The 13,073-nt window shown below is 68.5% G+C and carries 7 protein-coding genes and 1 pseudogene; 4 read left to right on the top strand and 4 right to left on the bottom strand.

Annotation, left to right across the window (positions count from 1 at the left end):
* Positions 1-2,325, top strand: a complete 2,325-nt coding sequence (locus tag QZ709_RS20805; protein ID WP_294639457.1) for a lytic transglycosylase domain-containing protein — start codon at positions 1-3, stop codon at positions 2,323-2,325.
* Positions 2,326-2,340: 15 nt separating this feature from the next.
* Positions 2,341-3,312: a complex I NDUFA9 subunit family protein gene (locus QZ709_RS20800; protein ID WP_294639456.1), complete on the top strand. Its 972-nt coding sequence runs from the start codon at positions 2,341-2,343 to the stop codon at positions 3,310-3,312.
* 240 nt (positions 3,313-3,552) lie between these two features.
* Here the strand turns inward: QZ709_RS20800 and QZ709_RS20795 are convergent.
* From QZ709_RS20795 to QZ709_RS20785, 3 genes and pseudogenes are all read right to left on the bottom strand, one after another.
* Positions 3,553-3,939, bottom strand: a pseudogene (locus tag QZ709_RS20795) (barstar family protein); the annotation flags it as partial.
* Between the two features lie 103 nt (positions 3,940-4,042).
* Positions 4,043-4,471: a ribonuclease domain-containing protein gene (locus QZ709_RS20790; RefSeq protein ID WP_294639455.1), complete on the bottom strand. Its 429-nt coding sequence runs from the start codon at positions 4,469-4,471 to the stop codon at positions 4,043-4,045.
* Between the two features lie 316 nt (positions 4,472-4,787).
* The gene (locus QZ709_RS20785; RefSeq protein ID WP_294639454.1) at positions 4,788-7,082 is read right to left on the bottom strand and encodes an NADP-dependent malic enzyme; all 2,295 of its coding nucleotides are present in this window, start codon (positions 7,080-7,082) and stop codon (positions 4,788-4,790) included.
* Between the two features lie 536 nt (positions 7,083-7,618).
* Here QZ709_RS20785 and QZ709_RS20780 point away from each other — a divergent pair.
* Positions 7,619-10,012, top strand: a complete 2,394-nt coding sequence (locus tag QZ709_RS20780) for a hypothetical protein (RefSeq protein ID WP_294639453.1) — start codon at positions 7,619-7,621, stop codon at positions 10,010-10,012.
* An 88-nt stretch (positions 10,013-10,100) separates the two neighbouring features.
* Positions 10,101-11,258, top strand: coding sequence for a hypothetical protein (locus QZ709_RS20775; protein WP_294639452.1), 1,158 nt, complete (start codon positions 10,101-10,103; stop codon positions 11,256-11,258).
* A gap of 18 nt (positions 11,259-11,276) precedes the next feature.
* On the opposite strand, the gene QZ709_RS20770 is transcribed toward QZ709_RS20775, so the two are convergent.
* Positions 11,277-13,037 carry an ATP-binding protein gene (locus QZ709_RS20770; protein WP_294639451.1) on the bottom strand — a complete coding sequence of 587 codons (1,761 nt, stop codon included), beginning with the start codon at positions 13,035-13,037 and terminating at the stop codon, positions 11,277-11,279.
* Between the last annotated feature and the right edge of the window lie 36 nt (positions 13,038-13,073).

The raw sequence follows: 13,073 nt of genomic DNA, 5'->3' as shown, positions 1-13,073 counted from the left end.
TTGAACATCTTCCGACAGTATGCGTCCCGCGGGCAGCCCGTGCCGGCCCCCGCGTCCTCCTCTGCCCCGCCGGGCCGTGCCAGGTCGGCGTTGGCGGCGGCGGGCATGTGGCTGGTGGCTTCGGCCGCCATGGTCATCCCCGGAGGCCTGGGCACGTCCCTGCTGCTGGCGCCACCGTCGGCCGTCGCGCAGCTGGCGCCGGTCAATGACGCCCTCATCCTGGAAGCACGCGAGGCATGGCGGGTCCGCGATCGCCAACGCCTGACCAGCGCCCGCGACGGCCTGATTGCCACCGGCCATCCGCTGGCGCCCTGGGCCGACTACTGGCTCTTCATGGCACGCCTGACCGACATCAGCCCGGCCGAGGTGGACGCCTTCCTCGGGCGATGGCCCGACGCCTATGTGGCCGACCGGGCTCGCAACGACTGGTTGCTCGAGCTGGGCCGCCGGCGCGACTGGGCCACCTTCGTGCGCATCCAGCCGGCCTTCCGGATGAACGACGACCGGGAGGTCACCTGCCTGGGGCTGCTGGCGCGTCAACAGCTGGGCATTCCCATGGAGGGGCCGGGTGAGCTGCGCGAGCAGGCCCGCCAGGCGTGGTGGGGTCAGCGGGACCCCGACCAGGGGTGCGACACCATGGCGCAGACGCTGCTGAGCGCGGGCGTGCTGACCCAGGCGGACGTGTGGGTGAAGCTCCGGCTGGCGCTGGAGGCCGACAAGTTCAAGACCGTACAGCAGAGCGCGCGCCTGTTGGGCGAGCCCCTCGCCCAGGCCGTGTCACGGCTGGTGAGCCAGCCGGCGGCCTTCCTGAAGCCGGGCGGTGTGGCGGCCGCCCCCCGTGAAGCGCCCGGTGCCGTCATGGGCGCACCCGGTGCGAACAAGAAGACCAAGGTGACGTCGAAGGCGCGAGCCCGACCCGCCCCGACGCCGATTCCCCTGGTCTTGCCCGAGCCGGTGGAGGCCCAGCTGAACCTGCTGGCGTTCATCCGCTGGGCTGGCACGGACACGGCCGGTGCGACGGCGGCCATCGAGGATGCGCCCACGCGCCTTCGCTGGCATTGGCAGCCCGAGGAGACCGCCTGGGCCTGGGCGCAGCTGGGGCGGTCGGCGGCCTGGCGGTTGATGCCCGAAGCGCCGTCCTACTTCCAGCGCGCCCTGGCAGACCGGGCCCTGGCTCTGGGGACTGCGGGTGGCAACCGCCTGCCCCCGGCCTGGTCGGCCGAAACCCTGGCCTGGATGGCCCGGGCCGCATTGCGCGCCGCGAACGCCGGTCAGCCGGCGGCCTGGACCCAGGTGGAACAGGCGCTGGACGCCATGGGCCCCGAGCAGCAGGCCGACCCGACGTGGGTCTACTGGCGCGCCAAGGCCTTGCAGGCCCGTGCGGCTCAGGCCGGCACGGAGCCGGGGCGCCGTGCCCTGCGTGAGCAGGCGCGAGAGCTGTTGGGCCGGGTGGCCCACCCGCTGACGTTCTACGGCCAGCTGGCGGCCGAAGAGGTGCACGGGGCCATCCGGCCGCCCGCGGTGCCTGCGCCTTTGACCGATGCCGAGTTGGCCCAGGCGCGTGCCGTGCCCGGCGCCGACCGGTCGCTGCGGCTGTTCGACCTGGGCTGGCGCGGCGAGGCGGTGCGCGAGTGGAACTACACCCTGACCTGGGGCAAGCCTGGCGGCATGAGCGACCGCGACGTGATCGCCATGGCCGAGCTGGCCTGCCAGCGCGAGCTGTGGGACCGCTGCATCAACGCCAGTGACCGTACCCGCCATGACATCCACCTCGGTCAGCGCTATCCGACGCCGTTCCGGCAGGAGATCCTGACCGCTGCCCGCGACGTGGGGCTGGATGCGGCGTACATGTATGGCCTGATCCGCCAGGAGTCACGTTTCCTGGTGGCGGCGCGGTCGTCGGTCGGGGCGTCTGGCTTGATGCAGGTGATGCCCGCCACAGCGAGCTGGACGGCGCGCAAGCTCGACATCCCCTACACCCCCGACCTGTTGACCGATCGGCAGACCAACCTGAAGCTGGGCGCGGGCTACCTGAAGCTGGTGCTGGATGACTTCCAGGGCATGCAGGCGCTGGCGGCTGCGGCCTACAACGCCGGGCCCGGCCGCCCGCGCCGCTGGCGTGAGGGCCCTCGCATGGAGGCGGCAGCCTGGGTCGAGAACATCCCGTTCAACGAAACGCGCGACTACGTGAAGAAGGTGCTGTCCAACGCCGTCGTGTACAGCCACCTGCTGCATGGCAAGCCGCTGGCGTTGCGTGAACGGCTGGGCCAGACGGTGGGGCCCCGTGCAGGCAGCGCGCCGCCCAGTGCCACCGACCTCCCTTGAGCCGAAGGAGTTCCCATGCGACGCATCCTGATTCTTGGCGGTACCGGGTTCGTGGGCCGCGCCCTGTGTGAACAGATTCCCCACAGCGCGGCCCTGGCCGGCGCCCGCGTGCTGGTGCCCAGCCGCCGCCGCGAGCGCGGCAAGCACCTGTTTCCGCTGCCGCACGTCGATGTGGTCGACGCGAACGTGCACGACGAGGCCACGCTGGTGCGGCTGCTGGCCGGCTGTGATGCCGTCGTGAACCTGGTTGCCATCCTGCACGGGACGCCGCAGGCGTTCCGGACGGCCCATGTCGAGCTGGTGCAGCGCCTGGTGGCGGCGTGCGGCAAGGCCGGCGTGCGCCGCCTGGTGCACGTCAGCGCCCTGGGCGTGCCCGACGATCCGGCCCAGGCGCCGTCGAACTACCTGCGCAGCAAGGCCGAAGGCGAGGGCGTGCTGCGCCAGGCTGCGGCGGCAGGCCTGAGCGTCGCCATCCTGCGCCCCAGCGTGATCTTTGGCGCACAGGACCGCTTCCTGAACCTGTTTGCCGCGCTGCAACGGGTGTTCCCTGCGATGCCGCTGGCTGGAGCGCAGGCGCGCTTTCAGCCGGTGTGGGTCGAGGACGTGGCGGCGGCGCTGGTGCGTTTGCTGGAAAGCGGGCGCGAGGGCGTGTACGAGGCGGCCGGCCCGCAGGTGCTGACGCTGGCCGAGCTGGTGCAGCGCGCGGGCCGCTGGAGCGGGCACGCGAGGCCGGTGCTGCCGATTCCCGACTTCGCCGGGCGCATGCAGGCCACGATGATGGGCCTGATGCCTGGTGAGCCACTGATGTCGCCCGACAACCTGGATTCGATGAAGGTGCCCAATGTGGCCAGCGGTCGCTTGCCGGGCCTGACGGAACTGGGCATCACGCCCCACGCGCTGGATGCGATCGGGCCCGCTTACCTGGGCGAAGCGGGCGCCCTGGCCCGGCAGCTGGACCTGTGGCGCTCGCTGGCGCGACGAGGCTGAGTCCACCGGGGTTCGAAAACGACAACGCCGCCCGGAGGCGGCGCTGGCGCAGGAGGCGGGTAACGCTCAGGCGGCAGCCAGCAGCTGGGCGGTGTCGAACACGCTGCTCATCGGCGGCAGGTTCATGATCATGGGCTGCGGCGCGTTCTTCGAGACCTTGACCGGCTTGGCGTTGGGGTCGTTCTGGGCCACGTCGGCCTTGTCCCAGTTGCCGGCCGATTCCTTGCCCGACACCGCGATCGAGTAGAACACGCGGAAGGGCACCTTGCGCTCGGCCCAGAAGTCGGCGGCGTCGCGGAAGGCGTCGAGCAGCTGCTCGCGGCTTTCACGGTCGTAGCGGGCGCCGTCCGGGATCAGCTCGAGCACGACGACGAAGCCGGGCTGCGGGCCGGACTTGTGGACCATGTCCGTGATGCAGTCGTACAGGGCGTCGAGGTTCTTGCCGAAGTGGTCCGGGAAGAGGAAGTCACGGGCGATGATGTCCAGCACGTCCTGCTTGCTCTGGGCGGCGCTCAGGTTGGTGTACAGGAAATGCTGGCCAGCCGCGTTGGCCGCCTGTTGCAAGTCTTCCGGGCGGTAGGCGCGGATGGATTGAACGATGTTGGTTCGAACGGATTGCAACAACATGATCGCTGGGGCCACGGGTCCGGCGCGCCTGGCGCGTCAGCCCCGGTGGGCCGATGAGAAGGTGTGAGGAAAGAACGAGGATGGGGGCGACCGGGGTCAGCGGTCATTGCCGTGGATCAATGGTCAGGAAGCTCTGGTAGTGATCCTCGGTGTAGAAACAAGTTTCGGGTCGTCTGACTTCCTGTCCGCCGCAGACGATGCGCCGGGCTCCCCGGTTGCGTGCGCCTGGCGTCGGCACGGTGTATTCACGGTAGTAGCCGCGTGGCTGACGTGGCAGGATGCGCTCGCGGTTGCCAAACACCGTGCCATCCTTGTCATGGCGGAACGGCCCACCTTGCAGGATGCGGCCGTACACGTCCTGTGCCTGGCGGGGCAACGTGGACAAGGGCGCCACCGCCAGACCGGTCGGGCTGGACAGTTCGGTGTCTTGCGGGGTACTGCGACGCGCGTCTGCCCGATCGGGCACGAGGCCCAGATTCAGGCTGGCTCCCACCAACACGGCGGTGACCACGCGAACAACGAAACGGGCCATCTTGTGGCGTCCGTCAGGGAGACCTTGAACCAGGCCGTGGATGAGGCCTGACGGGGTCGGGGCGGTGGGCTGGTTTACCAATCCGCAACCGCTTGAAGACGGTTCCCTGGTCAGCGTGGCGGGCACCATGTTGCTGTGTTTCCAGCCTTGATCGGTCAGCAATGCAGCTCTACGACAAAGCAGAAATGCTATAGAAAACGGCCCAAAAGCTCAAGGCCCCGGCGCCTGAAAAACAGGCAGACGGGGCCTTTTTACGGGGCTTGACACCGTGTGCTATAAGCCCGCCGCCCCGGCTTCAGGGGGGCGGGCCTGCGCTTCAGCGCACCGCGTTGGCGTCCGCCACGGTCATGGCCGTCATGTTGACGATGCGGCGCACGGTGGCCGACGGCGTCAGGATGGTGACGGGCTTGGCCGCCCCCAGCAGCACCGGACCGAGCGCGATACCGTTGCCCGCCGCGACCTTCAGCAGGTTGTAGGCGATGTTGGCGGCGTCGATGTTGGGGCACACCAGCAGGTTGGCCTCGCCGGTCAGGGTGCTGTGCGGCATCAGCTCGGCGCGGTAGGCCGCGTCCAGGGCCGTGTCGCCGTGCATCTCGCCGTCGATCTCCAGCCAGGGCGCCTGCTGCTGGATGAGGCCCAGGGCTTCGCGCATCTTCAACGCCGACGGCTGGTTGCTCGAGCCGAAGTTCGAGTGCGACAGCAGCGCGGCCTTCGGACGCTGGCCGAAACGCATCATCTCCTCGGCGGCCATGATGGTGATCTCGGCGATCTGTTCGGCCGTCGGGTCGTAGTTGATGTGCGTGTCCAGGATGTTGACCGTGCGACCCGGCAGGATCAGGCCCGTCATGGCCGCATACGTCTTGACGCCCGTGCGCTTGCCGATGACCTGATCGATGTAGTTCAGGTGCATGGAGGTCTGGCCCCAGGTGCCGCAGATCAGGCCGTCGGCATCGCCCTTGTGCACCAGCATCGAGCCGATCAGCGTCAGGCGGCGGCGCATCTCGATCTTGGCCATCTGCGCGGTCACGCCCTTGCGTTCCGTCAGGCGGTGGTAGGTCTGCCAGTAGTCGCGGTGGCGCGGGTCGTACTCGGTGCTGACCACGTCGTAGTCGATGCCGGCCTTCAGGCGCAGGCCGAAGCGTTCGACACGCTGCTCGAGCACGGCCGGGCGGCCGACCAGCATCGGGCGAGCCAGGCCTTCGTCCACCACGATCTGGGCGGCACGCAGCACGCGTTCCTCTTCACCTTCGGCGTAGGCGATGCGCTTGGCCTTGGCGCGCTTGGCCACGCTGAAGATGGGCTTCATGGTGGTGCCCGAGGCGTAGACGAAGCTCTGCAGCTTCTCGCCATAGGCCACAAAGTCCTTGATCGGGCGGGTGGCGACGCCGGACTCTTCGGCGGCCTTGGCCACGGCCGGCGCGATCTTGATCATGAGCCGCGGGTCGAACGGCTTCGGAATCAGGTATTCCGGGCCGAAGCTCAGCGTGGCGCCCACGTAGGCGGCCGCCACCACGTCGCTCTGCTCGGCCTGGGCCAGCTCGGCGATCGCGTGCACCGCGGCGATCTCCATCTCATCGGTGATGGTGGTCGCGCCCGAATCCAGCGCCCCGCGGAAGATGTACGGGAAGCACAGGACGTTGTTGACCTGGTTGGGGTAGTCCGTGCGGCCGGTGGCCATGATGGCGTCGTCGCGGACGGCCTTGACTTCCTCGGGCAGGATTTCCGGCGTGGGGTTGGCCAGCGCAAAGATGATCGGGCTGTCGGCCATCTTGGCGACCATGTCGGCCTTGAGCACGCCGCCGGCCGACAGGCCCAGGAAGATGTCCGCGTCGGCGATCACTTCGGAGAGCTTGCGCTGGTCGGTCTTCTGGGCGAACTGCGCCTTGTCCGGGTCCATCAGTTCTGTGCGGCCTTCGTACACCACGCCCGCCAGATCGGTCACCCAGATGTTCTCGCGCGGCAGTCCGAGCTTGACCAGCAATTGCAGGCAGGCCAGGGCGGCTGCGCCAGCGCCCGAGGTGACGAGCTTGACGTTCTTGATGTCCTTGCCGACGACTTTGAGACCGTTGAGCAGGGCGGCGCCCACCACGATGGCGGTGCCGTGCTGGTCGTCGTGGAAGACGGGGATCTTCATCCGCTCGCGCAGCTTGCGCTCGACGTAGAAGCAGTCGGGGGCCTTGATGTCCTCGAGGTTGATGCCGCCGAAGGTGGGTTCGAGCGCGGCGATCACTTCGACCAGGCGATCGGGGTCCTTCTCGTTGATCTCGATGTCGAAGACGTCGATGTCGGCGAACTTCTTGAAGAGGACGGCCTTGCCTTCCATCACCGGCTTGGCAGCCAGCGGGCCGATGTCGCCCAGGCCCAGCACGGCGGTGCCGTTGGTGATCACGGCCACGAGGTTGCCGCGGCTGGTGTACTTGAAGGCGTTGGCGGGGTTCTCGACGATCTCCTCGCACGGTGCGGCGACGCCGGGGGAGTAGGCCAGGGCGAGGTCACGCTGGTTGGTGAGCTGCTTGGTGGCACTGATCGCGAGCTTGCCGGGTGTCGGCAGCTCGTGGTACTCGAGCGCGGACTTTTTGAGTTCGGCTCGTTTCTGCTCAGGTGTGGTCATAAACAGGAGGGGTGGGTTTGAGCGGCCGGGAAACGGCCGCCGGGACAGGGATTTTAGGAAGTTCGGGCACTTTCGGGTTGCGGATCGCCACATTTGTGTCGGTCCGTCTGCCGATTCCCACCGGTCGGTGAGGGCGGGTCAATGTCCGACTCCGCCGCCGTCTTGCTGTTCACTCCCGAGCCTGACCCGGATGAGCGTTTCCTGACCGTGCTCCTCCAATTGGAGGGCGACGGTCCGGGTGGTGGATGCCTAAATTCTTGACATCCATGTGTCGATCGGTCCTGCGGGGTACCCGGCGGGGTGTCGTCAAACACGCAAAGGGCACCGGGGTGCGCCGTGAACCTTCACACGGGTTGCCCCCTTTTATCCGCCGCCTCGGCCGTTCGAACGATGCAAAAGCACGCGGAACCCCCTAGAACTCAGCCTTGGCGTTTACGGAAATTCACAGAATGATGCGCTTTGACATCCCCTGCTTGCGGGTTTGTGAGCACCGGGGCGCGTCGGGTTTTCCTCCAAATAACCTTCTCGGAGATCGTATGGTCGTGTGGCATGCAAGGTCCTTGAACTGGGCCAGAACAGCAGTGGGTGTCGGGGTGCTGGCGGTGTTGACCGCCTGTGGTGGCGGCGGGGGCGGCAGCTCGTCCACCAGTGGCGGCGGGGGGGGCGGGGCCTCTGCCTCGGTGTCCGGCGTGGCATCCAAGGGCCTGTTGCTCAATGCCCTGGTGACCGCCTATGCCGTGAACAGCGATGGGTCGCGGGGCGCGGTGCTGGCCACCACCTCGACCAGTGCGACCGATGGCAGCTACACCCTGAGCGGCCTGCCGGCCGGGGCGCTGGTGCTGCTGGAGGTGACGCCCAAGGCGACCGGCACCAAGATGCTCGACGAGACGACCGATGCCGAGGTCGACGTGCCGGCCAGCAGCGGGTTCAAGCTGCGGGCGGCCACCAGCCTGGACAGCAGCGGTACGACGAGCGCTCAGATCACGCCGTTCACGGACATGGCGGTCAAGCTGGCGGAAGACAACAACAACGGTCGTCTGAGTGCGGACGTGGTGACGGCCGCGAACGGCTCGGTGTCGGCATTCGTGGGCATTTCCGTGTTGACCGAAAGCCCGAGCTTCACCTCGGAGGGGGGCAACGTCAAGCCGACCAACGCCGCCGGGGCCAAGCTGGCCGCCATCTCGAAAATGGCCGATGACGGCGCGGTGGGTGACTGCGGGAGCGCCAGCGGCACCCTGGCCAAGGTCAAATGCGTGGTCGAGTACCTGGCGACCCAAGGTACGACCAGCGATGTGGCCACCAAGCTCAACACGGCCACGACGGCCGTGCTGCTGAATGATGCCGCCATCAGCAATCCGCTGGAACAGGCGAAAGCCGAGACCGAGTCCGTGCCGCAGCCCACGACCCTGCCACCCGTGGCGGCCGGTACGCAGACCGGAGTGCAGGAGGCCAAGGCGCTGATCCGCAGCGTGCGCACGACCGCGGCAGCGCTGTCCAATCAGTCGGATAGCCAGTCGCTTGCATACCGTGTGCAGAAGATGGCCGAGAGCGCCCAGGGTGTGGCCCAGCCCCTGGACGATGGCACCGTTCGTGCCGTGAGCGCCATCACCGAGGCCCTGGCCGAGCATGGCGCCATCGTGGCGGAAGGCGCCAAGGTCGATGGCTTCACGCTGTACGGCTACGGCTGGCAGCCTCAGATGCCTTACGCCACCAGCCAGATTGGCTCGGGCTGCCGCTTCTTCACGGACAACAACTTTGACACACCGGCGTACACCGTGGTGGAAGGGGTTCCGACCCTGAGCACCACCGACTTCATGGCCTGCCGTGTGCTGCAGCAGGTGGTCTGGGGGCAGACGTCGGAGGGCTATTACGTTCCCAAGTACGCGGTGTTCAACCGGGTCCGCCTGTCGAAGCTGAACAGCACCCAGTTCAAGGTCGAGTCCATCGTCAGGAAGGCAGACATCATTGCAACGTCCATCCCGGTGATGATCGGCCCCTTCCCATCGATGACGTCGACCACCTACACCTACAGCGCGACGGAAACCAACGTGAGCAGCGGCCTGGTCTCGGCCACGGCAACGCGCACCGCCACCGGCTGGTCGCTGGCGGGCGACCTGGCTCCGGGCGTCGAGAAGACCTGGACCTACAACGCCGACGCCGGCCGCCATGAAGAAGGCATCAAGGTGCTGGGCACCAAGCAGACGGTGGCCCTGAGCTACGGTGATACCGTCACGGTGGCCACCCAGACCACACGGCGCGCCCTGACGGGTGATGTCCGGGTCTACGCCGGCGCCAACGTGCAGTCGCGTCTGTCGCTGCTCGCGGGCAGCTATGTCGAGGCACAGCGCGTGTTCACCGTGGCCGGCCCGGTCGGGGGGGAGATGTTGCCCAAGGCGGTTCACCTGGTGATGGAAGGGCAGGTCAAGTCCGGGTTCAAGGTCAATGGCACCCTGGACATGGGCGACTTCCTCATGACGGACGCCCGCTGGGGCTTCTCGCGCGGTTCGTTCGCCGGTTCGTTCACCGACGTTGACGGAGTCAAGCTGTTCGACGGCACGCTGCTGTCGAATGTGCCGAACGACAGCGGAGCAGGTGCCTCTGTGACGCTGGACGGGGTCCTCACCACGACGGGCTCGAACACGCTGACCGTGCGGCTGACCGCCGCCCAGTCGGCCACCGTCTCGGGTGACTACACCGTCACGGGTCGCTACACCCAGGGCACGACGACCTTCCTGGTCACGGTGTTCAAGAGCGAGGGCGCGCCCGACACGGACAGCATTTCCTTCCAGACCGCGGCGGGCGGCGTGGGCTTCGTGGCCAAGCCGAGCGACACGCGTGTCGACATCAAGAAGGGCGATGCCGTGGTGGGGGTGTTCAACGTGTCCACCGGGCGCCTGGTCTACGCGGACGGCTCTTACGAGCAGTTCTGATCGAGACCGGTCCACCAGCCAGAAAAAGCCCCCGCCCGGGGGCTTTTTCGTATGCGTGGACGCGGTGCACTTTTGCATGATGAACAGGATGAAGATGCAGACCAGTCAATGGGGGTGGGCGGCGCAGGCCGTGCTGTGGGTGGGTGCGATGGGCGCGGCGGTGGCACCGTCTTGCGCCCAGTCCGGTCCGTCCACCTGGGGCGCCTATGTCACGGCAGACACCGAGGCCTGGTCCAACGGCGTGCCGGTGCTCGACCTGGACGGCACCTGGTCCAAGGGCTATCGTCAGCGGGCCGGCACGCAGGCGGCCTACGTCACGGCCCGGGCCGAGGTGGGGGCGGCGTTGCCCTGGCTGCGTCCGGCCGATGGCTCGGCATGGCGCGTGGGTGCGGTGGCCCGCGTGGACGGCACGGCCCGGCTGTCGGGGCAGGCTGCCCAGGCGCTGTATCACTATCAGAGCCGTACCGACCCCGATGCGCCGGTCACGCTGGATGCGCACTCCGACGTGCTGTACTGGACGGGCAAGGGGGTGACGGTGCACACGCCTTCGGTGAGCGTCGCGGGCTTCAAGCTCGACATGACGTTCGACCACCTGAAGCTCAACCGGCTGCGGCACCTGCGCAGCGAGGGCTTCGTGCGCTACAACGCGAACGACACCTACAGCTACGCCGGCACCGTGCGGGACGATTCGTCGCGTACCGAGGCGCTGTTCATGGCGCCCCCGGCCTCTGACGGTACGGGGCAGGCGGTCTCACTGGCGCTCGGCTGGACGCGGCCGCTCGACGCCCCGGCGACGGGGGGCTGGCTGGCGTCCCGGTGGATGCCCGATCGCATGACACTGCGCGTGGATGACGCGTGGTCCCGGCTGCGATGGAACGGCATCAACGGAGACGACGCGGTGCTGCTCAGCGATGTCGCGGAACTGGGCGACGCGCGCATCAACGGGCAATACACCCGGCGCAATGTGACCGAGCGCATTCCGGTGTCCACCCAGCTTCAGGCCGAGTGGGGCGGCGCGAGCGGGCGCTGGTCCGTCAGGGTGAAGAACCGGGTGGGGCTGTGGCAGGGATGGCTGGGCTGGCAGAGCGCAGGACCCTTGAGCTGGAGCGTGGCGGCCGAGCCGTTTGCAGGCGCCTTGCAACTGGGCCTGGACTGGCGCGGCCTGCGTGCGTCCGTGATGACCGATCGCCTGGACAACGGCGCCCATGCCCGCGGTGCCCAGCTCAGCTGGATCGGTGCCTTCTGAGGCCACGGCCTTCCGGTCTCAGATCGGGTCCTTCGAGCGGTCCATGGTTTCGATCATGGCCTCCAGCAAGCGCGACACCGACACCGGCTTGTGCAGCAAAGGCACGCCGGCGTCCCTGGCCTGGCGCAGGCGGTCTTCGGCGGTGTCGCCGCTGACCAGCAGCGCAGGCAGGTCGGGCTGACGGCGGCGCAGCGCGGCAATGGCCTTGAGCCCGCTGTCGCGCCCCGCCAGGCGGAAGTCGGCCAGCACCAGGTCCGGTGCCCGGGCCGCCTGGGCCTTCAGGGCTTCGGCTGTGCTGGCCGCTTCGCTCACCTCGCAACCCAGGCTGCGCATCAGTGTGGCCAGCGCCTCGCGCACGCCGGCTTCATCGTCCAGCACAAGCAGGTGGCAATGGGGCAGGGCGGTGGGCGCCTGGGTGAGCGTGGCGGGTTCAGGCGCACGCGTGGCCACCGGCAGCCACAGCGTGAAGGCGCTGCCTTCGCCGGGGGCGGAGCGCAGGCTCAATGGGTGATCCAGCAGCCGCGCCAGGCGTCGAACGATGGACAGCCCCAGGCCGAGGCCTTTGCTGCGGTCTCGCGCGGAGTTGTGAACCTGGTAGAACTCTTCGAACACCCGCTCGTGGTCGTGGGCGGCCATGCCGACACCGGTGTCCTGCACCACCACCTCGATGCGCTCGTCGGTGCGCAGGGCGCGCAGCTGCACCTCACCCTCTTCGGTGTACTTCACCGCGTTGTCGATCAGGTTGCGCAGCAGGCGTTCGAGGTGCACGGCATCGCTCTCGCACACCAGCCCGGGCTCGATCACGCAGCGCGCCCGCAGGCCCTTCGCTTCACACGCGGCCTGCAGTTCGTCGCCCAGGCGCGCGAGCAGCGGATCGAGTGCCAGGGGCGCCCGGTGCAGTTCGACCACCCCGGCGTCCAGGCGGGACAGATCGAGCAGCGCATTCATCTCTTCCCGCAGGCTGTCGAGCGCCAGGTCCATGCGGCGCACGATGTCCAGGCTGTCGGCTGTCAGCATGCGGGCCTGCAAGGCGGCGCACAGCAGGGTCAGCGTCTGCAGAGGCTGGCGCAGGTCGTGGCTGGCCGAAGCCAGGAACCGGTTGCGTGCCGCCATGGCCGCCTGGGCCTCGTCCAGGGCCCGTCTCAAGGCCCCGTTCAGGCGCTCCTGTTCTTCGCGCAATGCGGTGGCGTCGCACAGTCGGCGGTAGGCGTCACGTGCCAGGCCCAGCATCACCGCGAGGTAGGCAGCCAGCAGCACCGCCATGCCGATGTGCCCCCCGTCGCCGGCGGGGGCGCCGGTGCCCACGGCCCAGCCGACGATCAGGGCGCCCACGGCGGGCAAGGTGAAGGCGGGGTAGATCCGGGGGTGGCCATGGGTGGTGCCCACCGCCGCGACGGACAGGCCGCCGAGCAGGATGGTCAGGATGGCGCGCTGAGCCTCGTCCATCCATGGAAACAGGCCGACGGCCGCACCGTGGACCATGCCGTTCAGCCCGCTGAGCCAGACAGCCGTACGCACACGCTGCGCCAAGGGACGTGTGGTCTCGTTCGGCAGACGACGGAGCCAGTGCGCGCGCAAGACCTGCAGGCCGATCACGGTCGCCACCCAGGCAAGCAGGGCCCCTCGCGGTGCGCTGGACCAGGCGGTCAGCACCACCACCATCGCGCCAAGTGCAACGCCCCAGGGCACGGTGGTGACCTGGCGGGCGATCAGGGCCAGCACCTCGTCGTCGGCCCCGGACGGGGGCGTGAGGGGCCGGGAGGCGGGCGACAGCGGCATGGACCCATGTTACCGGTTGCTTACATATCCCGCCCG

The sequence above is a fragment of the uncultured Aquabacterium sp. genome (assembly GCF_913773725.1).
Lineage (GTDB): Bacteria > Pseudomonadota > Gammaproteobacteria > Burkholderiales > Burkholderiaceae_C > Aquabacterium.
Note: the sequence above shows the minus strand (reverse complement) of the source record. Positions and strands in the feature narration are given on the sequence as shown.

Excerpts from the sequence above, each read along its gene's own strand:
- QZ709_RS20770 (WP_294639451.1), bottom strand. The coding sequence starts at position 13,037 with ATGCCGCTGTCGCCCGCCTCCCGGCCCCTCACGCCCCCGTCCGGGGCC.
- QZ709_RS20785 (WP_294639454.1), bottom strand. The coding sequence starts at position 7,082 with ATGACCACACCTGAGCAGAAACGAGCCGAACTCAAAAAGTCCGCGCTC.
- QZ709_RS20800 (WP_294639456.1), top strand. The coding sequence starts at position 2,341 with ATGCGACGCATCCTGATTCTTGGCGGTACCGGGTTCGTGGGCCGCGCC.
- QZ709_RS20790 (WP_294639455.1), bottom strand. The coding sequence starts at position 4,471 with ATGGCCCGTTTCGTTGTTCGCGTGGTCACCGCCGTGTTGGTGGGAGCC.
- QZ709_RS20780 (WP_294639453.1), top strand. The coding sequence starts at position 7,619 with ATGGTCGTGTGGCATGCAAGGTCCTTGAACTGGGCCAGAACAGCAGTG.
- QZ709_RS20775 (WP_294639452.1), top strand. The coding sequence starts at position 10,101 with ATGAAGATGCAGACCAGTCAATGGGGGTGGGCGGCGCAGGCCGTGCTG.